Raw genomic sequence first — 23,106 nt, forward strand, 5'->3', positions numbered from 1 at the left:
TGCGGACGCGGACGCGACGCTCCACGACGACAGCGGATACGGCGGCGCCGACAGCGGCTGAGGCACAGCAGAGTGCAGCGGTCCTCGCGACCGCTGCGGTCCGCCGGCCGGTCATGAGCAGCTCCCCACTGGGCGCCCGACGAGCACTGGTACCGCGCGACGTGCCGCCGCGACGAGCGACAGGCCCAGGGCAGCCGCTTCACGTGGAGTCAGGGGTTCCGAGGGCTCGAAGTTGTAGGCCATCTGCACCTCACCGGGATGCTGATCCCACACGGTCACGCTGTATCCGCCCTCGCGATCCCAGCTGTCGGCGATCTCCTCGTCCTCCCGCTCGAGAGGGTCGGGCCGGCGCGCGACGATCAAGTTGTCCGACGCGGTAAGGACCGCGGCCTGGTGCAAGTAGTGAGCCATCTGCGCGTCTTCGTTCTTCGGGGTGGACCAGGCACAGCCGCCGCACCGCGGACTCGCAGGGCCGACATCCACGAACGGGTGCCTCTGCAGTACGCCAGCGATCAGCACGTCGAGTGGTGGTTCTGCGGTCACCTTCAGCGACCGCGGGTCAGCCACGGCGCACCTCCTGCACCGGGGTGAACCTGCGCGTGCCGTAGCCGGCCGCGCGGCGGCCGTCGCGGTCGACGGTGACCGCCGTGATGCCCGACTCGGTGACCTCCACGACGAGCTGCTCCCCCTCGGGGACCCGGATCTGCCGGAGCGCATCGGCGACGTCGATGATGTCCTGGGCCGGGATCAGCGGACTGTTCATCGGACCTCCTCGGGGTAGGTGTCGAAGTAGCTGGTGAAGTCGTCGGATCCCACCGCCGCGATGAACGCACTGGCGCGGGCCCGCTCTTCGGAGCAGGTGTGGGCGTGCCGGAGGTGCAGCGCGTGGCTCGGCGATCGGTGCCCGCACACGCAGCGCGTCGGGCGAGTCACCGCGCCACCAGGGGCGCACGGGGATCCTCGAGCACGGCTTCCTCCATCCGTCGACAGTCTCTATTTTGGAGATTAGTCGACCGACTCGGCCGCGGCAACCATCTCGCGCGCAGTCATCGTCGAAGGAGCCCCGCGGCCTGGCGATTCAGGAGCGGGCTCGGACGCCACCTCCACTCGGCCGGCACGTCGCGCTGACTGCGCGCCATGGTCTCGAGCACCGCCGGCAGATCGGCGGCGTTGTACCAGTCGGACGACCACGCGGCGTTCGCTTCGAGGATCAGCCACCGTGCGCCGCCCGGTCCCGGAGACAGACCGACATCGACGACGAAAGCGGGTGGCGCCGGCTGCTCTTCGGGCAGCACCGACTGCAGCCACGAGACCGCTTGATCTGCACGTGTCGCGTCCTCAAGGCTCGGCCAGTGCTCTCGGGGCGCGTCCGGAAAGTACTCCGAGTGCGCGACAACCCGGCCATCGAGCACCCAGCAGCGGACCTCGTGCGAGAACACAACGGGGGTCTGCATCTGGATCGGTTCGTCGACGGGCAGCAAGCTCGCGTCGTGTGCGAGCTGATCCGCTGCGCGCACTTCGGCCGGGAAGCGGTCGTGTTTCGTCTCGGGCAGCTTGGCGAACACCGGGGAGCCGCCTGCATCCGCGCCGACGGCGAGCTCGGCTGCCGTCCGCGCCCACACCCGTCGTCCGAGGTTCGATGTGCGCCGGCGCCCGAGCCAGTCGGGCCCAGCGGATGCCAGCCGCAGGCGGGGGTAGCGCACCACGGCCGCGGCTGCCCATCCCCCGGGGCACCAGAGGACCGTCTCCGGATCGGCCGCGGCCTCGAGATCGAAGCCGAGGTCGAGGCGGACATCCGCCACCTGGGCCAGCTCGTCGGCGCGCCACGACTGATGACTCACAACGGTGACGCGAGGACGCGACACGTGCTGGTCAGTGACTGAATCGGGCGTCGGCGTGCGCGGTACGCTCCACGGGTTCACGACGGCTCCTTCGGCGAGATCGGTTCCGGTGCGGCCACAGTCGCACCTCTGCCCGTGCCCGATGACGCAGGGCGCGCCGTGGCGCGAGGCCCGCCGGCGCCGGTGCGAAAGTCCCCATCACCTTCAACGCCAGGAGAAGTCATGCCCTCCATTCCCGCGATCGAGGCCCCCGAGGCCACACCGGACGAGCTCGAACGCCAGGTGCGGCAATGGGTGGAGTCGGATGCCCTCATCGACGACGGCGCAGCCAGGGCGGTCGCGACCATCTACCGCGGCCCGAGATCACCCGAGACCACCCAGCTGAGCGAAGGGAAACCCAGCGACGCCTACGGGCTCGCCGAGGAGGTCGTCAGGAGCCACATCCCGTCGGTGCCTCAGGATGACGACGACCTCGCGGGCCGTCCTGCGCTGCGTGCCCTCGTCGCATGGATCGTTGAGAGGTCCGCCAGCACCGCCGCCTGAACGTTCAGTTGGCGATCGCGACCTGTCCGCCGTCGTCCCCGAGGTGGACGGACGAGAGGTCCGCGATCCAGAGGTTGTGCGCGTCTCGCCGGATGATGCCGCGCGCGTTGAGGTTGAACAGCGTCTCGGGCAGCTTGCGACGACCGCGACTCTTGAGCGCCTCTCGCAGCTGCTCCTCGTGCAACGGACCTGACTTGCAGAGCGCGATCAAGACGTCGCGCTCATGAGCGTTGGAAGCGAGAAGAGTGATGGCATCCTTGGATTCCGCTGGGCTGCACTCTCCGGGGCCGCCGGCGGAGACACCGGCGTCGATCAGGACCTGCTCCACCTCGTCCGGATCGACACCGCCGAGGAGCTGGACGACAGCCTCCACCGCGCGACGAATCGTCGAACGCTCCGAGGCAACCAGCAGGGCTCCCGTCCTCTCCCTCTCCTGATGCAGGTGATCGGCGATGGCACTCTCGAGGCGCCGTTCCGGGTTGTCGATCGCGTCACCTACCGCGGATTCGACGCGCTCGAGGAGTTCGCGACGCAGCTGCGTCGTCGCACCGTCGAGGCTCCGCTTGACAGCGTTGGCGGAGTCCACCATGCCGCTGATGGCACCGTAGCTCACCTGCATCTGCCTCACAGCGAGACGGAGCTCGTCGAACTCCGCCCGCGTGATCGGAGCGGGCGCCGCCGGGGCCGGAGAACGCAGGGCCGGCGGCGGCACTGCGGCCGGCGGGACAGCGAACGGCGCCGTGGCCGGCGCGACGGCCACGGATGTTCGGGCACTGGCGTCGTCGGCGGGCGGCACGGCAGGCATCGGTTCCTGTTCCGGTGCCGGAGCATCGGACTCCGCCGCTTCGGCGTCCGCACGCGCGTCCTCTTCCTGCACCTGCCCGTAGTCGTCCCACATCTCGGCCAGCACCTCGACGGTGCTCTGCACATGCTCGGCCTGCTCCGGGTGCGCATCGACTACGCGGGCCAGCGCCAGCTGGGCGCCGTCACGCGAGAGGCAGATGGCCCGGGTGCGGTGGCGCGGATCCTTCGAATCAGGCAGGTGCGCATGGGTGATGGGGCGGGTGTACTGGAACTCGAAGTCGCTGCGGCGCTGCAGCCACCCCGCGAGATTCCCCGCGGTTCCCATTTCGTAGGCGGCGCACAGCGGCCCTGCGCGCAACCAGCGCTGTCCATCGAAGTCGAGGTAGTCGATGTCGTTCACGCCGTCGTAGCTCCCGTAGGTGTGCATGAACGGCCTGCTGCCCTCCGCTTCGAGCTCCGGGGCCTTCGAGGACTCCGCCGTGTCCGGCGCGGCGGGGGCGGGTGCGGCGGGCTGGTCGATTGTCGCCGGCTCGGGGACGACCACGGGGCAGGGGTCGTCGGGGACGTCCGGGATCACCGGCAACTGCACGTCGCGCGCGGCGAAGAAGTCCTCGATCGCGGCGGTATTGGTGACCCCCGGCTCGCCCTCGATCAGGAGGATCAGCGGCCGGGCGGCCTTCGGGGAGATGAGGAGGTCGCCGTCTGCGAGCTGCGCGACAGCGGGGTCGTCGAGATACCCGCGGTGGATGAGCACGCGGAGGTACCGCGGGAGCAGACCGTTGCCTACCGAAGCGCCCCCACGCGGAATCGGCGCTACCCGGGACAGACCCGCGACGCGGGCCACGTCGCTGGCGTGCCAGAACGGTCCCAGTTCCGTGTTGATCTGCGCCGACCGCAGCTGCGTCGTGATCTCGATATTGGCGGACACTGCGATCATTCTCGATTCAGTCGACGTGGGGCGACGTCGGAGATCCCGTTGCACTGCAGCACATGCCCGCACCGCACACGAGAATCATCGACTCGCATAATCTCTAAAATCGAGAGTAGCACGCATCGCGGCCGAGGCAACTCCTCCGACCGCGCCGCGGCGAAGGCGCGGGGCGCCCAACTGCGATCGTCAGCTACAGCTCCCCGCAGACGAACCGGTAGAGGAACCCCATGAGCGACGACGCGTACCCCGCATTCGAGATCAACGTGATCTGTACGGACGGCACGTACACCGCTTCTGTCGTCGAGCTCGACGACAGCGGCTTTCAGCTCGACACCCTGTGGTCGAAGAGCAGCACCGACCTGGCCACGCTGCTCGCCGAGGCAGCCGAACCGATCGCGAGCCACGCGGGCGCGTGACACCGCCCACGCACACCCCCTGGAGGAATGAATGCACACCGTCTACGTCGCAACCCGGGCCAACGCCGACGCCGGTGACCTTGAGTGGCGCGCCACCGAGTCCGAACGGGACGAGGCTCTGCAGAGCCTGAAGGACGACGCCCGGGCCGACCACGAGTTCGGCAAGCACACCGTCGAAGTCCCGGACGACGTCTGGGCAGAAGGCACTGAGGCGATCTCCGACTACGTCTACGCCTTCACCGACTTCTGAGAGGCCGCACACGATGACGAACCTGTTCAACTACGAGCTCCGCGTCGCTGACGACTCGGCCAAGCCCGACCTCGCGCTGATCTGCCTCGAGTGCGGCGAGCATCTCTGCGACGCCGAGCACGGCGACTCGCTCCACTCGCTGGTCGCCACCTGCGAGGACCACGCTGAAGCATCGGGACACGGGAGGTAGACCATGCAGATGACCGTCAAGGCCGAAACCACCTACGAGGACGGCCAGCTCGAGAAGGAATTCCCCATCGACATCGAGGCGCCACCCGAAGCCGCTGAAGGCGAGGACGCGCTCGGCGACTGGGGCAACGACTACCTGCTCGAGCACGCGATCGGCGACGGCAAGCACCAGAACAGCAACGGACTCTATGAGGTCACCATCCTCGAGTGCTCCGACCGGCCGGACCTGGTCGGCTACACGGCCACGGGGCAGGGGTAGGTGTGGTGATCACCGCCAACGTGACCGTCACACGCGACGGACACCGCTGGCCAACGGAGACGATCACCAACGACATCGCGAGTGAGACAGTCGCTGGGGCCGGGTGCGACCTGCATCAGCGCATCGCAACCGCGCTGGAAGATGGGCTTCGCGACGCACTCGAGGTAGACGCGGGCGACTGGGTCGACATCGAAATCGCGGCGTGCCCAGAGAACCCTGACCTGGTCGGAAAGGCCCTCACATGGATCGTCTAACCGGCCCCATGCGTCCCCTACCTCATCCACCGACCTCGAAGTCGGCGACCGCGTCGTGAGCGGTCGCGGCGAGACGGGCGAGATCGAGACCTTCGAAAGCGGCCGCGCGGTCGTTCGAATGGACGACCAGAGCGGCTGCAGCCACCGCGCGTACAGCCCACTCGACCTAACCAAGATCGGAGCCAGCAACCGATGCAGATGACCATCGACTACACCCGCCACGTCGGACCCGACTTCACTCCGGACGCCGGCACCGTCACGTTCACCCCAGCCACCGAGCCCCCGGAAGACCCGGACCAGAGCCTGCTCGAGGACTGGGCGCAGCGGCCGGGCAACCTCTGCGAGCATGTCGACGGAGGCGGCGATCAGGGGATCACAGGCAACACCGCGCGCATCACCGCGTGCGCCGAGCGGCCGGACCTGGTCGGCCGGTTCCTCGAGTGGGCGGAGTAGACGCGATGCCTGTGACCCTCACCGCCACGACCACCATCAACGGCGCTGTCGTCGAGACCGACGTAGTCGTCTCCCGCGGCAACGCCACCCGGGAGGACATGCTGCAGCGGCTCGATGAACGTCACGAGCTCGCCAGCGACGGATACGACAACGTCGGGGGCGTCTCCGTCATCACGGAGATCACTGCTTGCGACGAGTACCCGGACCTGATCGGCACCCGGCGGACCTGGAGCAACGAGTGAGCGCCGGCGTGTGCCCGCTCTGCGGCTCATCCGATCTCGACATTCATCCCGCTGACGACGACCTGCTGGTCTGCCGCGGCTGCGCGGAGTCGCTCGATCACAGTGAGCCGGTGCAGGTCCACACTCCACAGACGGCCACCCAGTACATCGTCCGCAACGGGCTGGTGCCGCTGAGCGACTACAGCAAGTACCTCGAAGCCGACGACGAATGGTGCCCCGGAGGGTACGAGCTCGGCAACGGGGGCCACCACCAGGTCTCTAACGGCAGCTGCGATCTCTGCGGCGCAAAGAACTTCAGCTGAATCTACGTGATCCGTCCCAGCCCCCCCAGAGAAGGAGACCGCACCCGTGAGCACCACCTACGACGTCTTGTTCCATCACGAGGTCCGGAAGGTGACCGGCAAGCACGTCACGTTCATCGGGTCCGCGAAGGGCTTCATCGACGAACTCGAGGCGCAGGAGTTCATGCGCAGCATGTTCGGTAAGCGCGCCTACCAGCTGCGGATGAACGACAAGGAGCGCGAGCTCGTGGACCCTGACCTCGACCCGGACATGGTCATCACCTGCGCGACCATCGTCATGCTGGAGAACGGGTACGAGCGCGACGGAACCTCCCCCAAGCACTACTACACGTAGCCACCGCCTGGTCGTGCGGCGGAGCCCGCGCCGCGGTGCGTGCCGAGTGCTTCGCGCCCTTACCGTGCGAGCAACCGAATCCCCTGCCACACCTGAGGAACGCCATGAGCCAAGACAAGCCGCATTTCGTCGAGACGCCCGGCTTCAACACCGTCGGGTGGGAGGTCGCGATCCCGAGCATCGGCAACGGCGCGCGGATCTGGATCAACCACCAGGGCACCATCGGCGCCGATGGAGTCCCCTTCTCCGGGCACACGCCCGAGACCGCCTGCGACATCGCGGACGCGTTCCGGATGGCGGCAAAGCGGCTGCAGGATGAGCGCCCGTGATCATCGACATCGAACCGGGCAAGATCACCATCCACGACGCGGCACACGTGGGCCTCGAGGACCAGGTCGTGACCCCGGACCAGGCAGAGAACGTCGCCGCGGACCTGGACAGTCGGAGGCACACGACCGCCGGAGCTGGCCTGCGCAACGCCGCCCGGCAGGCGCGGGGTGAGCGCTGATGGCCGACATCCTCATGGCAGAGGCACCCGTCGCGATCGGGTACGACCGCCGCGGGCAGGGGCAGACCGTGTTCTACGCCCTGACGCCGTGCTGCGCCGCAACGGGAACGGGCAGCGACAGCGGGATCGTCTGCCGCGGGTGCTACCGCGAGCTGGACTTCGAGTACGCCGGCTTCTGGTACTTCGACGGCCACGAGGACGGGCTCTCGAGCACATGGGACCTGTACAACATCGCGCTGATGAACACCGGCGTGGATCAAGACAAGGCCGAGGTCCTGGTCATCGAGGCCAAGCGCCAAGCAGAGAGGATCGGCTGATGCCCAACGTCAGGTCAGGGTCGCGGATCCTCGCCACCGAGATCCATGGATTCACTCCGCTCGAGGTCGAAGACATCGACGGCGACCGCGTCACGGTGCTCATCGACCCGCGGATCGGTGTCCGAAACGAACGCTCGACGTTCCCCCGCTCCGCGGTCTCACACGTGTACGCAGGTGCGAGCTGGGAGTACATCGGATGAGCGAAACGACCTACGTCGGCGACGGCACCATCACCACCGACCTCGACGGCGAGCGCGGTGGCCGCCGCGCGTACTCGTACATCATCCGCGCGAACGGCTGGGAGTACATCGGCAACGACCTCGAGCTCGGGCCCACCGAGGAGCAGTCGCCGGTCGAGGTGCTCGCCGACTTCCTGCGAGCGTCGTCGGAGCAGTCCGACCTCGAGCACGTCTTCCCCGAGCACGTGCGCGCCTGGGCAGCCGAGAACTACGACGACCTGTCCATCCTCGCTGCGGACAAGAACTGAGACGGCCTCCGGAAGACATGCGGGCAGACGCCCGGGTCGAGCGTGCATCGGAACGCGCCGCACGAGGCCGCCCAAGGTCCCGGCCAGTACTTTCACGTCCCGTGAGCGAGTACCCGAACGACATCAGCCCTGACTTCCCCGTGGCCACCGCGTACACCGCCGACGGGAAGCCTTACGACTACCTGGGCAACTGGCAGACCGCGGAGACCTACGCCAACGCGGGCTACCAGGTGAAGGTGCACGAGGGTGATGGCCGGTTCTCTCAGGCGGAGCTGCAGGCGCTAGTCGACCGCGAGTTCGCCAGCGCCATCGACTGCTTCGGCGAAGGGCACCGGAAGTGAGTGACCAGCTGTACGCCGCCAAGGCGGAGACCGGCACCACGCTCGGGTACGTCCGCGCCGAAACCGCAGAGGACGCCCGCGACTTCTTCAGCAGCGGCGCCGGCCAAGGCCTCGGCGGCGTCGCCGCGGTCGTGCGCGCGAACCACACCGGACCCCACACCCCGAACCCCGGCGGCTGCCCTGACGGGTGCGTCTCGTGAGCGCGCGCTCGATCGGTCTCGGAACCGTCCACGGCTACGGCTGGACGGCCGAGGTGGAAGTGCACTCGTACACCCCTCACGACCCAGCCGCCGGGAAGGCCGGCTACTTCACCGTGCGCTACGTGAAGACCGGCCGGCGCGAGAACTTCTTCATCTACGGCACCGACGACGGCCGCAACCTCGAGGGCGACCGACTCTCGATCGACGAGTACTTCTGACCCGTTTCGACACAGAGGAGATCACCATGCGTAAGAGGACCGTCTTCGACATGTGCGAGAGTCACGCCAATCTGGACGGCGGATACCGCACAGCTGAGATCGTCTGCGAGGGCGGACCCGCGTACGGATCGCCGTGCTCGCCACGGCCGTGCCGTGTCCTGCCGGGCTCGGACTACTTCGGCGAGTCCGCCACCGATGAGGTCGCCGCTGGATGGGTGCGCGACTGGGCCTGCAACCGGAAGGGATGACCAATGAGCACGATCTCGCTCGTGTCCGAGACTGAGACTGACCCCTACTCCTGCTTCTGGGCAGAGATCCCCGCTGGGGTCGCAGCCGATGCGGCCACCTACTTCTTCGACTCACCGGACTGGCATACGGTGCTCGAACCTCATCCGACGCGCGAGGCCTACCCGCACTGCGTGACGATCGAGAACACCGATCAGGTGCCCATGCACTTCACGACCGCCGATCCAGCTGTTGCGGATGCTGCCTCCGACGCGCTCGTCGCGCTCCTCGGCCGCGGCCCCGACAGCCTCCACTGACCACGAGCAGAAGGAACAGCACCATGCCCGTCACCGTCACCAGCCAGACCTTGATCGACCGGCGCGTCGCCGGCGGCGCCAACCGTGAGGACTCCCAAGCGCTGTTGGCCGAGCTCCTCGAGGCCCACGCCGGCGACAACCTGGTCAGCGCGCTCGTCTATCAGGGCTTCGCCACCGAGAAGCAGGCCAAGAAGTTCGCAGCCGAGTACGAGAGGTGACGCGACCTCCCACCGTGGCGGGTCAGGCTGCGTCGGCCAGCTCCGCCACGGTGCGAGGATCGTGCTCGCCTCCGAAGAACCGCTCCAGCACGGTGCCGGGCTCGGTCCACGCTGTACCCGCTGCGAAGAGCGTGGCGCACGAGCGGAGCTTCATCGCGTCCGTCGCGCCCAGCACCTCGAGGGCGGTGACCGAGAGCGGAAGCGCCAGAAGCAACCCGAAGGCCTCCCGCAGCCTGGGGCCAAGCACCGGGTCGGCCGCGTACTCGCGGGCATCCCGGAGGGTGTCGAGCCCGTAGGTCGTGGCCATGCTCGAGTATCCGAGCGATGTGAGCTGTGGGAAGACGAACCAGATCCAGTGCGTCTCCTTGCGTCCGGCCCGCAACTCGCGCCGGACGGTCTCCCACACCTCGTCGCTCGCCATCCGGAATCGCAGACTGTCGAACCGCATCACGCCTCCCCGCGTCTCGTCTGATCGTCGGCGCCGAAGGTAGCCGTGGCCGTGCGCCAAGGGGCACCGGGGCGCGCGGCTAGGCCCCGCGGGCAGGAATCTCCATCCCCCATCGCACCTTCCCCGAGTCCCAGACCCTGTGCAGCTTGTTCAGGCGGGCCAGTTCCGACTCGCTGAGTTCCTCGCGGTACTCAAGGGCCGGGTCACTGCGGAATCGCGCGCGCCGGTAGTTGAATTTGTGCACCCGCTCGATGCCGGCGACATAGGCGTAGTCCGGCGGGATCTCGCGGCCCGCGGTGAACCCGGTCGCCGCATAGAGCGCTCCGTCGCTGATCTCGTTGTCGGAGAAGGTGACGAGCTTGCCGCCACCGGAAGCCGCGACGTGACGCCGAAGTTCGGCGAGGAGCTTGCCGAACCCGCCGGGTACGAGCGCCGCGGTGGCGTACCGGTCGATCGTCCAGGTGAGCTTGGTGCGGGTCACAACCATCGCTGCGACGAGGTCACCGCGCGGCCGGCGCAGGCCGAGGTACAGCGTGCCGTCGCGCCTGCCCTGGATGTGGTGGCGCTCGAGCAGGTCCTGAACCTCAAGGCGTGGCGGCCGAACCACCTCGCAAGCTCGCGCGGCGATACGCCCGTCTCGCGTGGCCACGCCGAGCTTCGCACGAAGAGTGGATTCGACGGCGTCTCGTCGGGTGCGCCAGTCGTCCTCCCACACCTGGATGAGCTGTACCCCTGCCTCCTTACACCGGCGGTACTTGTCCCGGTGGTAGTTCCGGTCCCGTCCGTTTCCTCCGCGATCGCTGTGCCAGTACACGCCGTTGTACTCGATCGCGATCGACCGCGCCGGAACGAAGACATCGACCTCGCGAACCCCAGGGATACCCCGGTACCTCGAGATGGAGCCGCCGTCTCCCGTGATCTCGGCCACGAAGGCCTGCAGCTCTCGCTCACCGTGCGAGGTGCCTGCCGTCGAGCACTCCGCGCAGCCGTGTCCGCGCGCACGGGTCTCGATACGACGCTGGTACGGGCCGTGGACGTCGCAGTCCCACCAGGCGATCACGCCGGAGTTCGCCGATACGGCGAAGGGGTCGATGTCGTTGCGCGCCAGGCTCCACTTCGCGTGAACGCGCGGGTGCGTGGTCGGGAGGTCGTTGAGGCCCACCACCACGAGCTGGCCGCCGCACACCGGGCACCCGGTGCCGTCGGCGCGGTTGGCTACGGATGCTTTCCACGTGAAGTTCGTGTGCACACGGCACCGCCACGTGGCCCGGTAGCCGCTGTGCTCGAGCACCTCGTCTGGGCGACGATCGTTGCTTGAGTCCCACTCCGCCGCCTCCACGGGGTGGCGGCTGGCGAAGTCGTTGACTCCCGGGGCGAGCGTTCTTCCTGCGCACCCGGCGCAGTTTCCGCCGGCGCGCACACGCTTGGCAACGGACTGGGACCAGGTGAAGCCACAACCGCTGCAGAGCCACCGGTAGACATCGTGCGAGAACGGGGCGACCTCGTCAGCGCGTAGCGGGTTGTCGGGGTGCCAGAAGGCCGCCACGTCTGGATGCAGCGTGGCGAGGTCGTTGAAGCCAGCACGAATCTGCCTTCCGGCGCAGACAGCGCAACTGGCGCCGCGGGAGACGATCGACGAGACGATCCCGACGAACTCGTGATCGTGCTCAGCGCACGTGAACCAGCCGTACCGGTTGGCCTGGGCGGTGACCAGTGACGCGGGGTAACCGTTCGTCGGGCTCCAGCGCTGTGCGATGGCGGGATGGGTGGCGTCGATTCCACCGCCGGGCTTCGGCTTGCGCTTGGAGCACCACGGGCAACCGAACTTGTCCCGCACCGACGTCACCCACGTGTGCCCACGAGGACACCTGCGGTGGTCCGGGATGTCGATCCGGCGGTCGTCGTGCGCGAGCTCGATCGTCACGCAAGAAAGTCTAGAGCAGTGTGGAACTCAGATCGTGTTTAGGCGCGCTCGGAACAGGCACGCTAGGACGGCTTCTTCGGCGCGCAGACGTGCAGCGTGGCGATCCCGACGACGTAGCCCGCCGACTCGCCGTTGAGGGTGTACGGCGGCGCCATCAGCTTCGCCTGGGCATCCTCCATCGATCCGCCGGCAGACGCGGTCGAACAGACGAGGTCGAGCATCGCGCGGTTCTGCGCCTCGTCCTTCCACCCGCGGTCCGACAGCAGCTCGTTCGCGGTCTTGTAGTCGCCGACACCGGTGATGCCGTCGGACGTCACCGATGCCTGCGCCGAGGTCTCCTGCGACTTGGCGTCGGAGCCGCCGCAGGCCACGAGCGAGAGGGCACCGCCGATCGCGACGGCGGACAACAGGGAACGGCGGAAGAAGGTTCGCATACCGGGCACCGTACCGGTAGATGCTTGCGTCCGCACAGGCTTCGGTCACCGCTCGAGGACGCGACACCGGCACGTACGGGGCGCATCGACGGATCGCGCCGAACTTGTCAGCCCAGCACTCTAGTCTCTATTTTAGAGAGTCGAGAGAGGGAGACCTGCATGCGTTCGGAAGACTTCGACCACCGGGGACTCGGCCGCCGCGTACTCGAGGCGACCTTGGACTACGCGTCCACCGCAGTCTCGACACTCGCGATGTTCGCCCTCGCGCTAGCTCTGATCGCGCTCATGACGCGCTCCGCCCCGCCTGCCGGCTCCCCTGTCGTCGTCGACGGATCGACCACACCGTCCACGAGCTCCGAGACGCAGATCCGGTAGCGCACCCTCGCGATAAGGGACGCGACACCTGCAGCTACGAGCACACATTCGGCATCGCCATCGGGCGACCCTACAACCGAGTCGGGTTTCGGTTGGAACTTCTGGGCAACACTCCGACCAGCGTTGGAGCGTTGCGGCCGAGCTCGACGCGCCGCGGCTGCGCGCACCATTCGGCGTCTGCCGCGGCGCCCAACCCGCGGAGCGCGACACACCATCCACGGGCTGGACTCGCCACTAGGCGTCAGGGTTGAGCACGTACTCCTGCCACGGCTTCAACTCCGGCAGCTCCCGCCCCTCGTCCAGGAACGACTGCGGGACAACGAGACGCGTCCGCGGCGCCAGCCCGCGGACCTGACGCAGCCGGCGAAGCGCGCGGGCATCGTCGACGAGCATCAGGAGCGCACCACGGTTCTTGACGCGGTTGTAGAACTGACGCTGCGGGGACCAGAGCTGCTTGATCGCGGGGAAGCTGGTCAGCAAGCCTGCCGCACACCACCGCTGGACCGTTCGCTCCGTGACGCCGATGATCCCGGCGGCCTCCGCGATCGTTGCCCGGCCCGACCGCGTGGGGTCGCGCCACTGGGACAGCGGGCGATACGGCGCCGTGCGGTTGAGCACGCGCTTGGGCTCGCCGACAACCGAGCTGATGTGGATGCGGTGCACGTGGCCGAACCGAAGGCTGGTGAGAAGCCCCTCGGCGATCAGGCGCCGCACCTCGGACGCCGGCCGGCGAAGCATCATCGCGGCGTTGTCGATCGTGAGGTACTCCCCCTCGGCGTTCCACTTGTCCTGCTTGGTCTTCGGACGGACCTTGGGGCACATTCGTCCGACCAGCGCGGAGAAGGACGCCGCCGCGTGCAGGTCCACGGTGCGGATCGTCAGATCTCGCCCCTGTCGAAGCGCGGGGATGTAGCCGCGCTGGACCAGATCCTCGATGACGGACGGCCGGCAGCCGGCGATGGCCGCAGCGCGATTGCGCGAGCAGAAGAACTCCGCGGGGTCCAGCTCAGGCGTGTCCTCGAGCTGCCACTCCTGGTACCGGGCGTTGTCCACCGGCGTCAGATGCGCGCCCTTGAGCGCGGCACGGTCGATTTCGCGACGCTTGGCCAGATCGCGCACGTAGCGCTCGACGACGCCACCGTGCCGGCTGATCTCTATGCCGGGGACGACCATAGCGCCGTCTCGGATCTCCATCGCGATCTTGCCCTTGGCCGCCCAGCGACGAACCGTTCGCTCGCTCACACCGAGACGCTCTGCTGCCTCCGCGAGCGGGTAGTAGGGGGCTGAATCGGGCTGGTACCTCTGCGCGTTCGGGTTGATCTTGCGATCCCGCTTGAGCTTGCGTCGGCCACACAGGTCGAGCACGTCGTCCACGGCCACACGCAGCGACCCGGCGCGGATCATCCCGCGCACTCCATCGCGCTGCAGAGCCTTGCGCGCACCGGAGACCGTCAGGTTCATCAGCACGGAGGCGCCCTTGACGTCGATCGTCAGGCGGCCGAGGTCGTCGACGACCGCGGTGTCTCGGCGGTCGATCTTCCCCTCGAGCGACGCCTGGATCGCCCGATCCTTCCGCTCCTCGTTGTTGAAGCGCGCCGACAGGTCCGCATGCATCTGCGGGTCGTGCCCTACATGGAGGTCGAGGAGCTCCCGCGAGGGCGCCCTTCGCGTGACGGGCACGAGGCGCTTCGGATCGAACGGGATGCGGTAGTAGGACAGCTCGTCCGCGGTCACCACCCGGCTGCCGTTGAGGCCGGCGAGCGTGAAGCGGAGCTCGGGGTCGTTGTGCCAGCGCATCACGGTCCGCGGATGCACGCGCACGATCTTCGCGAAGTCGTCGACAGGCATCCCGAGGTCGAGTCCGTTGGATGCCTTGACCCGCGGCTCGGGGATCTTCATCTCGCGGTCGCCGGCCACCCAGCGCTCGACATGGTCCGAGCGGATGCGAATAGTCCTGCCCACGCGGAAGGCCCACAGCTTCAGCGCGAAGATCTGCGCGTGGACCTCGGTCTGCGACACCGCCATCTCAGCGGCGGCCTCGCGGATGGTCAGCAGCCGGACACCGACGTCGAGCCCCGGGAACAGCTCCGGGTAGTTCTTGACGTAGCCCTTGGGGAACGAGAAGCGGTTCTCATGTGCCTGGTGCTGCCCGTTGAACTTGCCCTCGAGTTCGGGGCGAAGCTTGCGCAGCGCCGCCGTGTCGAGCACCGGGAAAGGCTTCGGTGCGTTGGCTCGGTAGAACGGATCGCTGCCGCTGATGGCGAGGATGCCGCGCACACGCTCGTCGTCGGCTGACCCTGGGCGCGGGTTGGGATTCGTCAGCGCGCTCCGCTCCACGAGCTCGCGCTCGGTCACCTGCGGCGGCGTCGGCAGCACGGAGGCAGGCGCAATCTCGTCGACGGCGGTGTCGGCGAACTCGAAGATCGCTGCGCGTTCTGCGTCGGAGAGGTTTGCGGTCAGCTTCGCCATCACGGCGTCGAAGTCGAAGTCGAGCCCAGGCGACGGGGAGGCCTCGGGCGCAGCTGCGAGGTCGTTCATGCGCTTCACCTTACGGTGTTGCGTCGTCGGTTGCACCATCGAACGACGCATTCGGCGCGTCGCCTACCGCATGTTCGAGGTGTTCCACGTTATTAGAACGCCTGTACCCGTCGACGGCGGAGCAACCACCGTTTCAAGACTTCGGCGTAATCGTCCCTCACGCATCCGAGAAGTTCGCCTTTTGACCTGCGAAAACCGACAACAAGACCGGTCGTTCTTCTTTACCCTGCAAGAAACATGAGCCGTCGCGGGAGACGGGGGCCCCTCCTCCCCGCGGTCCACATGTCCGAATTCGTCTACACCAACAGGGACGGCGCGATTCCCGCGCCCTCCCGGACTTCCCGCAGGCAGATACACATTATTACTCTTGCTAAGTAAATCGTTTTTCGCATCTAGACATGAGAGTGCGTGGTCGCGCCAGAGCTCGCGAACGTGAACCCGACAGTGCTTCGCACTTCGAACTTGTGTCACGCAGGGCGGCAGAGGGTCCCCCTTCTCCCGCGACACACGCGAGCCATCGCAGGCATTCGAAGAACTTCACCAGTGCATGTCAGTCTCCGCAGGTCGAAAGGGCAACTTCTCGGTTGACCGAGGGACGATACTGCCGGGGATGGCCGACAAGGCGGTTCGCAGCCGTCGCACGTTCGAAGAATTCCGCGCCGGCGCCCGGAGCAACATATGCGCTGGTCAACGCGATAGTCGCCTTCGGTGCGCCCGAAGCCGTCCACTGCCGCTACACCCGCCGGAGACACAGGCTTGCGCCCCTCCTGAACGAAACTCGCCCAGGGTGACGCCCGCCCCAAGCGAGCGTTAAGCGGGCCGTGTGACGCTGGGCCCATGGATCCGCTTCACCCGCGAGGACCGCGACCCTCGAGCCCGTTTTCCAGGCCCCACCCGTCGCGCATCCGGTGCGTTCGAAATAGACGCGCGCCTGTGTTCGACAGACCGGATCTTTCGCTCAATGAATCGCTCGTATATGCTGGTGCTATGAACACGCGCCGGCCCCTCGCCGCCGTGGCCGCGATCCTGGTCGCCGCCACGGCTCTGGCGTCGTGCGCAGACGGTGGCGGCCGCGGCGCCCCCGAGGCCGACAACGTCGCTGCCACCCCGACGGTTTCCGCGACCGTTGCGGCTCCAGCCGCTCCGAAGTACATCGACGTAACCGGCCAGGGACGAGAGCTTCCCCGCGATTCCGTGGACCGCGCCCAGTTCAGCGCCACTCCCCAACCGGGAGCCAAGGTGCTGCGCTGGAACTCCGCAGGTGTAGGCGACCGCTGCACGCTGGGGCCTGCAGTCACGGTCGGATCGCGCTCCGCTTTCCTGACGGCTGGCCACTGCGCCGGAGCCGGCGTGACCCAGTTCGCCCAGGGCGATGCGGCAGGCAAGGTGCTCATCCCACTCGGCCCAGCCGTGCAGGCTGTGAACGAAGACGGCGTGCCGGGCGCCGACGGGATCCTCGACGATCGCGCGCTGATCTTCACCAGCACGCCGCCCACGCCACAGATCGCCGGCACTTGGACGGTTGCGGGCTCGCTCACAGTGAAGGAGACGCAGCGCCTGCCCCACGGCACACCGATCTGCGTCGACGGCGCAACCTCAGGTGTGCGCTGCGGAGGACTCATTTCGGCAGAACGCGGCCGCGTCGAGTTCGTCGGAAAGCCAGGTACCGCTGCTCCTAGCAAGGGCGATAGCGGTGCTCCGGTCTTCGTTGTTGACGACTCTGGTCGAGCTACGGTGATCGGCCTGGTCACGAGCGAGGCCCGAGACGGCTCGACCACCAACGCCACCTTCATCGAGCCCGCACTCTTGAGCCTCGGCGCGGAGCTGGTGACCGCGAGCTAGACCGCCTCTGCGGCCCGCGCCACAGCGCGCTCTGCTTGCTGCCGCGTGCGATTCTCCCGCGCATGGCGTTCCCAGACCTCGACGTTTCGCATCCCTCCGCCGAGGAGGTGAAGACGTTCACCGATGCCACGACGGCGCTCGAGGCGACGGCGAACTCGGTGCGCACCACGCGGGACGAGATCCAGCGCGGTGCGTCCGGCAACAAGATCAACGTCCAGACCGCGGTGCTCACCGACATCGAGCAGAAGCTGCGCGACGCGGCGACGAAGACCGCGAAGGTCGCCGCGGCGATGAAGGTCCTTCGCGAGGCCGGCGACACCTGGCTCAAGGTGGCGCCCAAGAAGGCGGAGATCGAGGAGGCCGAGAAGGAGGTCGAGACCGCTCGCGAGGTCATGGCGATGGCCGATCGGATGGGTGTGCCGTCCGGCCCGCCGGCGGCCAAGTTCGAGGAGGCCAAGAAGAAGCTCCGCGAGATGCTCGAGAAGCGCAAGGCCGCCGACGATGCCTACAACGCCGCGTGCAAGAAGGCCGCGGGAAGGGTCGAAGTACCCCAGGTACAGGTCGACGGTGGCACCGGTGTCCAAGCTCCCGGCACCGGTTCTCCGGGATCCGGATCCGGCAACGGCGGAGGATCCTCGAAGCCGGGCGCCGGCAGCGGTGGGGGCGGCGCCGGTTCCGGGTCGCCCGGAGGCGGAGGCGCGGGCAAGCCCGGCGGCACACCCTCGGCGGCGAAGCCGGGTGGAACCCCCGCGGCCACCCCGGCCGCCGACAAGCCCAGCACCACCACCTCCGCCACGCCGACGGCCGCCGACCAGGCTCTCGCCAACGCGCTCACTCAGGCCCAGCAGCAGGGCCAGGGCCAGGGGCAGCAGGGTGCGGGCGCGGGCGCGCCTGTGGCCGCGGCGCAGCCCCAGCAGCAGCCGAACCAGCAGGGCAAGGACAAGGACGGCAAGCTGGACGGATCAGGCGGCCCGATCACCACGGATGCTCTCGACAAGGCCTTCGGCCTGGGCCTCGGGGGCACCACCGCAGCCGGACTCGGGGGCAGCGGTGCCGGCGCCACGCCCTCGCAGCCGCAGACCTCGCCCTCCGGCACCGCGCCGACCACCGGCGGCGGCACCCGGTTCCGTGAGGGCTTCGAGGCGCCCGGCGCCGGCAACCCCGGGGCGAAGCCGCTGCAGTCCGGGGTGACCGGTACCTCCGTCACCGGCGTGCAGACCGGTGCTGACGTCTCCGGCCGCAGCACCCCGACCCCGGGGGCGTTCTCCAACCCGGCCGGCGCGGGCAACGCCTCGACGAACACCTCAGGCGCCTCCCCCGGCAACCAGAACCCGACGCTCGGCCGCGGCACCTCCCCGACCGGCATGCCGATGATGGGCGCGCCGATGATGCCGCCGATGGGCGGCGCCGGCGGAGGCGGACGCAGCGGCAAGAGCCCTGAGGACCGCGGCGTCCTCGCCGAGAACCCGCTGCTCGACGGGTCGGCGGCATTGGAAGAGGCCGTTAAGCACGGCACGATCATCCGCCGGGACGAAGCCTGATGACTGCGCCTTCGCAGACCGTGTGCGATCGGTCCGCGAAGCAGAAACGCGCATACACTACGGGGCAATGCGCCATCCAAACAGGCGCACGTGCATCGCACTGGGACGCGCTTGTGCCCGGCTCGGTGCACCGTGCACGACACAGGAAGGGGTGAACTGCATGGGCGACAACATCTCGATCAACGACAAGTCCACGTTCCTCGCCAAGACGCAGAAGATCCGCACGGCGATCGAGGCGCTGCAAACCGCGGCGAGCGCCGCGGGCGCCCTCAAGACCACCGCCACCGCGGAGGCGAAGAAGTTCACCACCGGTGACGTCGCTCCGGTCTACGAGTCGGCCGTCGCGGGCATCGGGACAGTCGGCGACAAGGTGAAGACCGCGGTGACCGCGATCGCCACCGGTGCGACGAACTGCGCAGACACGGCGGACTACAAGTTCACCGGGATCACGGGCGTCGACACCGACGGCGCCGAGCGAATCAGGGGGCTGTAGAGCATGAGCAACGAACCGAACACCATCCGCATCAACGACTTCGCCGGCTTCCAGGCCAGCGTCAACAAGCTCGAGGGCCTCCGAGGGCAGATCGAGGAGAAGATCAAGGCCGGCGACGCGGTCCTCAAGACGATCACCGCGGCGGCCAGCAAGGGCACCGTCCCGAGCGCTGGCACCGCGGCCGAATCCTCGGGGACGACGGTCGCACCCGCGTATACCGAGACCGTCTCCGCCATCTCCACGGCCGTGAGCGCCGTGACCACCCAGGCGAACGCCGCCGGATCGTCCCTCACGACCGCCATCACCGACCTGGGCAAGATCCGGTCGACGCAGCAGGCCATCCAGGAGTCCGGCGCGAACAAGGTGCAGAAGTGACCGGCAGCATCAGCACCGACGACGGTGCAGTCAACGCCGGCAACTCGGGTGCGGTCGCCGCGCTGCCACCGACCACCGGACGTAAAACCGGGCCCGGCGCGGTCGATCCGCGCCTGACTGCGGCCGTCGACGACTCCGCCGGCCAGAACAAGCGCAGCGGTGATCGCGTCCGTGACCGTGCGGACCGCGGCACCAAGGACTCCCGCGGCAAGACCGAGATCGACCGCAACGGCTCCGGTTCCGTGTCCGGGGTCGCAGGCAAGGGCTCCGAGGTCGCGAAGGTCGGCGGCACCCTGATCAGTTCGCTGGGGGCGGGTGCGTCCAGCCTGCTCGGGTCCGTCGGTCAGGCGGGCCAGGGGCTCCAGATGCCCCAGGTGCCAGCGTCCACCGCCGGACAGTCTAATCCGACTTCGCTGAGCAGCCCGACGGCCCAGGCGGCGCTCGCCGAGTACCTCGGCGGCGGCGGCAACGGCGGCGGAGTCGTGGGCAGCGGCGCAGGTTCGGGCATCGCCACCCCCGGTGTCGGAGGAGGCTCCGGCGCCGCTGGTCCCTCGAGCGGCGGCTCCAACGCGTACGAGAAGAAGGTCATCGACCTGGCCGGCCAAGTGGTGTCGGCCGGTACCCCGTACGCCTGGGGCGGTGGCAGCCTCGACGGGCCCAGCCAGGGCACCACCGACGGCGGTGCCGCTGATGCTGCTGGGGACTACAACAAGGTGGGCTACGACTGCTCGGGCCTGACGCGAATGCTCGTCTACCAGGCCTCCGGCGTCGAGATCCCCCGCACCTCGGGCGAGCAGTACTCCTTCGGGCAGCTGATCAGCGCCGCCGAGGCCCGCCCCGGCGACCTTGCCTTCGACGACAACCCGTCCGCGCACGTGATGATGTACGTCGGTGACGGAAAGGTGGTCGAGGCACAGCAGTCCGGTACCGATGTGATGTTTAGCGACGCGGCCTCCCGCGGCGTCACCCAGTACGTGCGCGTGGTGACCCCGCCCGCCGAGTAGCGGCTCCCGCTCCCGCGCCGGTGCCGACGTGCCGTCGCGGGAGCGGGCATCATCGCCCCATGCGCGAGCGACCACGCGTCGCTCGTCTCCGCGAGAAAGGACGGAACCGACCCCATGGCTCCCACAGACGTGCCACCCGCGACTACCCCTCACGCCGTCGAGCTCGGCGTTCCGACGGCGTGGCCGACGTTCAGCGAGACGGGCGTCGGCGCCTCGGTCATCGATCTGTTCGAGAAGGCCTCCGTCGCCTTCGGTACCGGCGACGGGGCTGCCACCCTCCAGGCGGTCGCCCAGGCCTACACGACCGGCGTCACCCCGACTGCGCTGATCCAGGACTTCACTACCGAGCAGCGGACGGCGTTCGACAACGCGCTCATGGCGATCAACCGGGGGCAGGGCGCGAGTGTGTCCGCGCAGGACATCCTCAACACGAAGGTCAAGATCAACGGTATCGCCACCAGCTTCGAGGCGGCAGTCGAGCAGCTGGTCGCGCAGTACGCCGGCAGCGGTGGCCCGGAGAGCCCGCAGAACCAGGCGGAGTTCCAGCAGAAGTACATGGAACTGCTCCAGCAGGCCCAGTCGGAGATCTCCAAGACCGGCTCCGACCACAAGACCACCCAGGAAGCGCTGATGACCGGCATCTCCAAGGGGACCACCCCGGAGGTGCCCTCGACGATGACGCCGACCCAGCCCGGAAACCCGCAGGTGCCGGGCATGCCCGACTCGCTGGGCAAGGAGCTGCAGTCCGTCGCGGGTCAGATGATCAAGCCGCAGAACCTGCAGATGCCGAACTTCCAGCAGCTCGCGCAGCCGGTGACGCAGTCCGCGCAGGCTGCCCTGAGCGAGCTGATGAAGAAGACCGGCGACAAGAGCGGCAAGGACGGCGGTCTGCCGATCACCCAAGATGCCCTGCAGCGCCTGACCACCGGCGCCGGCCTGACCGGGCAGGGCGCCTCGCTCTCGGACCCGCGGCCAGGACGCGAGGGTGACAAGGGTGCCGACGGTGCCGGCCGCGGCGGTCCCGGCCGGGTCCCCGGTTCCGGCCTCCCTGGCCGCGACGAGGGCAGCGGCCGCACCGCCCCTCCGCCCGGCACTCCGCCGCCGGCGCAGGACAAGATCGAAGGAGCTGGAGACGGGGCCGCGCGCCCCGGCAGCCCCGTCACGGCCGACAACCCGGTCGCCCGCCCCGGTGGCGGCGACCCCGGCGGGTCGAACTCGACCGTGCCCTCCGCGACGGAGCACCCCACCACCCCTGCAACGAGTTCACCCCCGCCGGCCGCGTCGGTCACGACGTCGCTGTCGGCCGGCGATGCACAGACCGGACCGGGGGCGCTTACGACGCACACCTCCGCAGGCGACGGCGCCGGCGCTGGAACCTCGACGCTCGCACAGAGCGGCGCCGGCGCGGGTGCGCCGGCCGCGCCCATGGCCGCGACCCCGATGATGGCGCCACCGCCGATGATGGGTGGCGCCGGAGCCGGAGCTCCTGGCGCTTCGGGGCGCCAGGCCGGAGGCGGTGTGCTGCAGTACGTCCCGTTCACCCCGGACCTGGCTTCCGAGGAGGACAAGCGCGACCTCGCCGACTACGGTGCGGATCGGCGCGGCCTCGACGGCGCGACCAGTAAGCAGCACGCCGCGGCTGCCTACGCGGCCGGCATCCTGCGCGCGCACCGACGCGTGGGCGTGAACACCCGGGTGGCCGTCGGGCTGCAGGACGGCAAGGCCGTCTTCTGCACCAGCGACGGCCTCGGCTTCCTGTTCCCCGGGGTGCGAGCCAGCTCGAAGCTCGTCCCCCTCGCCACACGCGTACCCACGTCCTTCGCTCAGCGCTGGCTCGGATGCGCACAGCCGTGGCGCCCCCTGATCGACGCCGTGGAGCTCGGGTTCATCGGGGAGCTCGACGCGATCGTCTCGACCGACCCCACCGCGGAGGCGGTCGGCATCACCGTGATCGACGCCGCGTCGATCGACGAGATCAACCCGTTCCCGGCGTCGGAGCACCGCGTGATCCTCGACGCGGTCGAGGCCGACGACGCGGATCCCGTCCTCGCGCTGCTGGTTCGGCAGTGGGGGCGCCCGGACGAGTCGGCTGTGTCGTTGATGCGCCGGCTCGAGGACGTCCAGTGGCAGGGCGATCTGCGGCCCGAGAACGCCGAGTATCTGCAGGTGTGGGCGCACTACCTGCTCGCGGCCGCGGCCGTGGACCTGCAGCACGACGACCTGGACGACGCGACGTACGCGCTCCGTTCCGCGTTGCGCGTTCCTGCGGCGCCGGTGGTGATCTCGTGACGAAGATCAGCGTGCACGTTGTCGGCGGAGTTCCCCTGATCCGCCTGGCCGGTCCGATCACGGCGACCTCCGGGGCCGAGCTGGCCAACGAGGTGATGTCGGCGATCTACTACATGACCGAGGATCCGGCCGAGTTCCTGCACCCGCTCAGCCTCCCGCGCTCGCGCCTGGCTTCCTGAGACCGGAGCGCGCGC

The 23,106-nt window shown here is 68.7% G+C and carries 38 protein-coding genes; 29 read left to right on the forward strand and 9 right to left on the reverse strand.

What is annotated here, in order from left to right:
• Positions 1-111 precede the first annotated feature (111 nt).
• From BLW32_RS15630 to BLW32_RS15640, 4 genes are all read right to left on the reverse strand, one after another.
• Positions 112-567 carry a hypothetical protein gene (locus tag BLW32_RS15630; protein WP_139286202.1) on the reverse strand — a complete coding sequence of 152 codons (456 nt, stop codon included), beginning with the start codon at positions 565-567 and terminating at the stop codon, positions 112-114.
• A complete protein-coding gene (locus BLW32_RS15635) occupies positions 560-763 on the reverse strand; it encodes a hypothetical protein (RefSeq protein WP_068742816.1) in 204 nt (67 codons plus the stop codon). Before BLW32_RS15635 ends, BLW32_RS15630 begins: the two co-directional genes overlap by 8 nt.
• Complete coding sequence (locus BLW32_RS27905) at positions 760-933, reverse strand: hypothetical protein (protein WP_156486431.1); 174 nt, start codon at positions 931-933, stop codon at positions 760-762. Before BLW32_RS27905 ends, BLW32_RS15635 begins: the two co-directional genes overlap by 4 nt.
• 113 nt (positions 934-1,046) lie before the next feature.
• Complete coding sequence (locus BLW32_RS15640; RefSeq protein ID WP_231857443.1) at positions 1,047-1,922, reverse strand: ATP-grasp domain-containing protein; 876 nt, start codon at positions 1,920-1,922, stop codon at positions 1,047-1,049.
• 141 nt (positions 1,923-2,063) lie between these two features.
• On the opposite strand from BLW32_RS15640, the gene BLW32_RS15645 reads away from it, so the two are divergent.
• On the forward strand, positions 2,064-2,384 hold the full coding sequence (locus tag BLW32_RS15645) for a hypothetical protein (RefSeq protein WP_068742815.1): 321 nt from the start codon (positions 2,064-2,066) through the stop codon (positions 2,382-2,384).
• A gap of 4 nt (positions 2,385-2,388) precedes the next feature.
• On the opposite strand, the gene BLW32_RS15650 is transcribed toward BLW32_RS15645, so the two are convergent.
• On the reverse strand, positions 2,389-4,116 hold the full coding sequence (locus BLW32_RS15650; RefSeq protein WP_139286203.1) for a hypothetical protein: 1,728 nt from the start codon (positions 4,114-4,116) through the stop codon (positions 2,389-2,391).
• 230 nt (positions 4,117-4,346) lie between these two features.
• Between BLW32_RS15650 and BLW32_RS15655 the strand changes: the two genes are divergently transcribed.
• The 20 genes from BLW32_RS15655 (at position 4,347) to BLW32_RS15740 (ending at position 9,649) form a co-directional block, all read left to right on the forward strand.
• Positions 4,347-4,535, forward strand: coding sequence for a hypothetical protein (locus BLW32_RS15655; protein ID WP_068742813.1), 189 nt, complete (start codon positions 4,347-4,349; stop codon positions 4,533-4,535).
• A 31-nt stretch (positions 4,536-4,566) separates the two neighbouring features.
• Positions 4,567-4,785, forward strand: coding sequence for a hypothetical protein (locus BLW32_RS15660; RefSeq protein ID WP_068742812.1), 219 nt, complete (start codon positions 4,567-4,569; stop codon positions 4,783-4,785).
• Between the two features lie 13 nt (positions 4,786-4,798).
• The gene (locus BLW32_RS27735; protein WP_156486430.1) at positions 4,799-4,975 is read left to right on the forward strand and encodes a hypothetical protein; all 177 of its coding nucleotides are present in this window, start codon (positions 4,799-4,801) and stop codon (positions 4,973-4,975) included.
• A 9-nt stretch (positions 4,976-4,984) separates the two neighbouring features.
• Positions 4,985-5,233: a hypothetical protein gene (locus BLW32_RS15665; protein ID WP_139286204.1), complete on the forward strand. Its 249-nt coding sequence runs from the start codon at positions 4,985-4,987 to the stop codon at positions 5,231-5,233.
• A gap of 2 nt (positions 5,234-5,235) precedes the next feature.
• Positions 5,236-5,487, forward strand: coding sequence for a hypothetical protein (locus tag BLW32_RS15670; protein ID WP_068742810.1), 252 nt, complete (start codon positions 5,236-5,238; stop codon positions 5,485-5,487).
• A gap of 192 nt (positions 5,488-5,679) precedes the next feature.
• Positions 5,680-5,940, forward strand: a complete 261-nt coding sequence (locus BLW32_RS15675; RefSeq protein WP_074850619.1) for a hypothetical protein — start codon at positions 5,680-5,682, stop codon at positions 5,938-5,940.
• 5 nt (positions 5,941-5,945) lie between these two features.
• Positions 5,946-6,182: a hypothetical protein gene (locus BLW32_RS15680; RefSeq protein ID WP_139286205.1), complete on the forward strand. Its 237-nt coding sequence runs from the start codon at positions 5,946-5,948 to the stop codon at positions 6,180-6,182.
• Positions 6,179-6,484, forward strand: coding sequence for a hypothetical protein (locus BLW32_RS15685; protein ID WP_068742807.1), 306 nt, complete (start codon positions 6,179-6,181; stop codon positions 6,482-6,484). Before BLW32_RS15680 ends, BLW32_RS15685 begins: the two co-directional genes overlap by 4 nt.
• Positions 6,485-6,530: 46 nt before the next feature.
• Positions 6,531-6,818, forward strand: a complete 288-nt coding sequence (locus BLW32_RS15690; protein ID WP_068742806.1) for a hypothetical protein — start codon at positions 6,531-6,533, stop codon at positions 6,816-6,818.
• A 104-nt stretch (positions 6,819-6,922) separates the two neighbouring features.
• Positions 6,923-7,147, forward strand: coding sequence for a hypothetical protein (locus BLW32_RS15695; RefSeq protein WP_068742805.1), 225 nt, complete (start codon positions 6,923-6,925; stop codon positions 7,145-7,147).
• Positions 7,144-7,326, forward strand: coding sequence for a hypothetical protein (locus BLW32_RS15700; RefSeq protein ID WP_068742804.1), 183 nt, complete (start codon positions 7,144-7,146; stop codon positions 7,324-7,326). Before BLW32_RS15695 ends, BLW32_RS15700 begins: the two co-directional genes overlap by 4 nt.
• Positions 7,326-7,643, forward strand: a complete 318-nt coding sequence (locus BLW32_RS15705; protein WP_068742803.1) for a hypothetical protein — start codon at positions 7,326-7,328, stop codon at positions 7,641-7,643. Before BLW32_RS15700 ends, BLW32_RS15705 begins: the two co-directional genes overlap by 1 nt.
• On the forward strand, positions 7,643-7,843 hold the full coding sequence (locus BLW32_RS15710; protein WP_068742802.1) for a hypothetical protein: 201 nt from the start codon (positions 7,643-7,645) through the stop codon (positions 7,841-7,843). Before BLW32_RS15705 ends, BLW32_RS15710 begins: the two co-directional genes overlap by 1 nt.
• Positions 7,840-8,130 (forward strand): hypothetical protein, encoded by a 291-nt coding sequence (locus BLW32_RS15715; protein ID WP_068742801.1) that lies wholly within the window; start codon positions 7,840-7,842, stop codon positions 8,128-8,130. Before BLW32_RS15710 ends, BLW32_RS15715 begins: the two co-directional genes overlap by 4 nt.
• Before the next feature lie 101 nt (positions 8,131-8,231).
• The gene (locus BLW32_RS15720) at positions 8,232-8,471 is read left to right on the forward strand and encodes a hypothetical protein (RefSeq protein WP_068742800.1); all 240 of its coding nucleotides are present in this window, start codon (positions 8,232-8,234) and stop codon (positions 8,469-8,471) included.
• Positions 8,468-8,671 (forward strand): hypothetical protein, encoded by a 204-nt coding sequence (locus tag BLW32_RS15725; protein ID WP_068742799.1) that lies wholly within the window; start codon positions 8,468-8,470, stop codon positions 8,669-8,671. Before BLW32_RS15720 ends, BLW32_RS15725 begins: the two co-directional genes overlap by 4 nt.
• Positions 8,668-8,889 carry a hypothetical protein gene (locus tag BLW32_RS15730; protein WP_068742798.1) on the forward strand — a complete coding sequence of 74 codons (222 nt, stop codon included), beginning with the start codon at positions 8,668-8,670 and terminating at the stop codon, positions 8,887-8,889. The genes BLW32_RS15725 and BLW32_RS15730 overlap by 4 nt, the downstream gene beginning before the upstream one ends.
• A 26-nt stretch (positions 8,890-8,915) precedes the next feature.
• Complete coding sequence (locus BLW32_RS27145) at positions 8,916-9,137, forward strand: hypothetical protein (protein ID WP_139286206.1); 222 nt, start codon at positions 8,916-8,918, stop codon at positions 9,135-9,137.
• A gap of 3 nt (positions 9,138-9,140) precedes the next feature.
• Entirely contained in the window at positions 9,141-9,431 is a 291-nt protein-coding gene (locus tag BLW32_RS15735; RefSeq protein WP_068742797.1) for a hypothetical protein, read from the forward strand.
• Between the two features lie 23 nt (positions 9,432-9,454).
• Complete coding sequence (locus BLW32_RS15740) at positions 9,455-9,649, forward strand: hypothetical protein (RefSeq protein ID WP_068742796.1); 195 nt, start codon at positions 9,455-9,457, stop codon at positions 9,647-9,649.
• Between the two features lie 22 nt (positions 9,650-9,671).
• On the opposite strand, the gene BLW32_RS15745 is transcribed toward BLW32_RS15740, so the two are convergent.
• From BLW32_RS15745 to BLW32_RS15755, 3 genes are all read right to left on the reverse strand, one after another.
• Entirely contained in the window at positions 9,672-10,097 is a 426-nt protein-coding gene (locus BLW32_RS15745) for a DUF1810 domain-containing protein (protein ID WP_068742795.1), read from the reverse strand.
• 79 nt (positions 10,098-10,176) lie between these two features.
• Positions 10,177-12,021: a zinc-ribbon domain-containing protein gene (locus BLW32_RS15750; RefSeq protein WP_068742794.1), complete on the reverse strand. Its 1,845-nt coding sequence runs from the start codon at positions 12,019-12,021 to the stop codon at positions 10,177-10,179.
• A gap of 62 nt (positions 12,022-12,083) precedes the next feature.
• A complete protein-coding gene (locus BLW32_RS15755; RefSeq protein ID WP_068742793.1) occupies positions 12,084-12,455 on the reverse strand; it encodes a hypothetical protein in 372 nt (123 codons plus the stop codon).
• Positions 12,456-12,614: 159 nt separating this feature from the next.
• Here BLW32_RS15755 and BLW32_RS15760 point away from each other — a divergent pair, with 159 nt between their 5' ends.
• A complete protein-coding gene (locus BLW32_RS15760; protein WP_068742792.1) occupies positions 12,615-12,830 on the forward strand; it encodes a hypothetical protein in 216 nt (71 codons plus the stop codon).
• A gap of 234 nt (positions 12,831-13,064) precedes the next feature.
• Here BLW32_RS15760 and BLW32_RS15765 read toward each other — a convergent pair whose 3' ends face one another.
• A complete protein-coding gene (locus tag BLW32_RS15765) occupies positions 13,065-15,368 on the reverse strand; it encodes a helix-turn-helix domain-containing protein (protein WP_170181032.1) in 2,304 nt (767 codons plus the stop codon).
• A gap of 987 nt (positions 15,369-16,355) precedes the next feature.
• On the opposite strand from BLW32_RS15765, the gene BLW32_RS15770 reads away from it, so the two are divergent.
• The 7 genes from BLW32_RS15770 to BLW32_RS15800 all read left to right on the forward strand — a co-directional run bounded on the left by BLW32_RS15770 (position 16,356) and on the right by BLW32_RS15800 (position 23,091).
• Complete coding sequence (locus BLW32_RS15770; protein ID WP_068742790.1) at positions 16,356-17,210, forward strand: chymotrypsin family serine protease; 855 nt, start codon at positions 16,356-16,358, stop codon at positions 17,208-17,210.
• A 62-nt stretch (positions 17,211-17,272) separates the two neighbouring features.
• Entirely contained in the window at positions 17,273-18,751 is a 1,479-nt protein-coding gene (locus tag BLW32_RS15775; RefSeq protein ID WP_068742789.1) for a hypothetical protein, read from the forward strand.
• A gap of 160 nt (positions 18,752-18,911) precedes the next feature.
• On the forward strand, positions 18,912-19,244 hold the full coding sequence (locus BLW32_RS15780) for a hypothetical protein (RefSeq protein ID WP_068742788.1): 333 nt from the start codon (positions 18,912-18,914) through the stop codon (positions 19,242-19,244).
• Between the two features lie 3 nt (positions 19,245-19,247).
• Positions 19,248-19,619 carry a hypothetical protein gene (locus tag BLW32_RS15785; RefSeq protein ID WP_068742787.1) on the forward strand — a complete coding sequence of 124 codons (372 nt, stop codon included), beginning with the start codon at positions 19,248-19,250 and terminating at the stop codon, positions 19,617-19,619.
• The gene (locus BLW32_RS15790) at positions 19,616-20,623 is read left to right on the forward strand and encodes a C40 family peptidase (RefSeq protein WP_068742786.1); all 1,008 of its coding nucleotides are present in this window, start codon (positions 19,616-19,618) and stop codon (positions 20,621-20,623) included. The genes BLW32_RS15785 and BLW32_RS15790 overlap by 4 nt, the downstream gene beginning before the upstream one ends.
• Positions 20,624-20,737: 114 nt before the next feature.
• Positions 20,738-22,912, forward strand: a complete 2,175-nt coding sequence (locus BLW32_RS15795; RefSeq protein WP_175546297.1) for a hypothetical protein — start codon at positions 20,738-20,740, stop codon at positions 22,910-22,912.
• Positions 22,909-23,091 carry a hypothetical protein gene (locus BLW32_RS15800; RefSeq protein ID WP_068742784.1) on the forward strand — a complete coding sequence of 61 codons (183 nt, stop codon included), beginning with the start codon at positions 22,909-22,911 and terminating at the stop codon, positions 23,089-23,091. The genes BLW32_RS15795 and BLW32_RS15800 overlap by 4 nt, the downstream gene beginning before the upstream one ends.
• Positions 23,092-23,106 lie beyond the last annotated feature (15 nt).

Source organism: Tsukamurella tyrosinosolvens, from assembly GCF_900104775.1.
Lineage (GTDB): Bacteria > Actinomycetota > Actinomycetes > Mycobacteriales > Mycobacteriaceae > Tsukamurella > Tsukamurella tyrosinosolvens.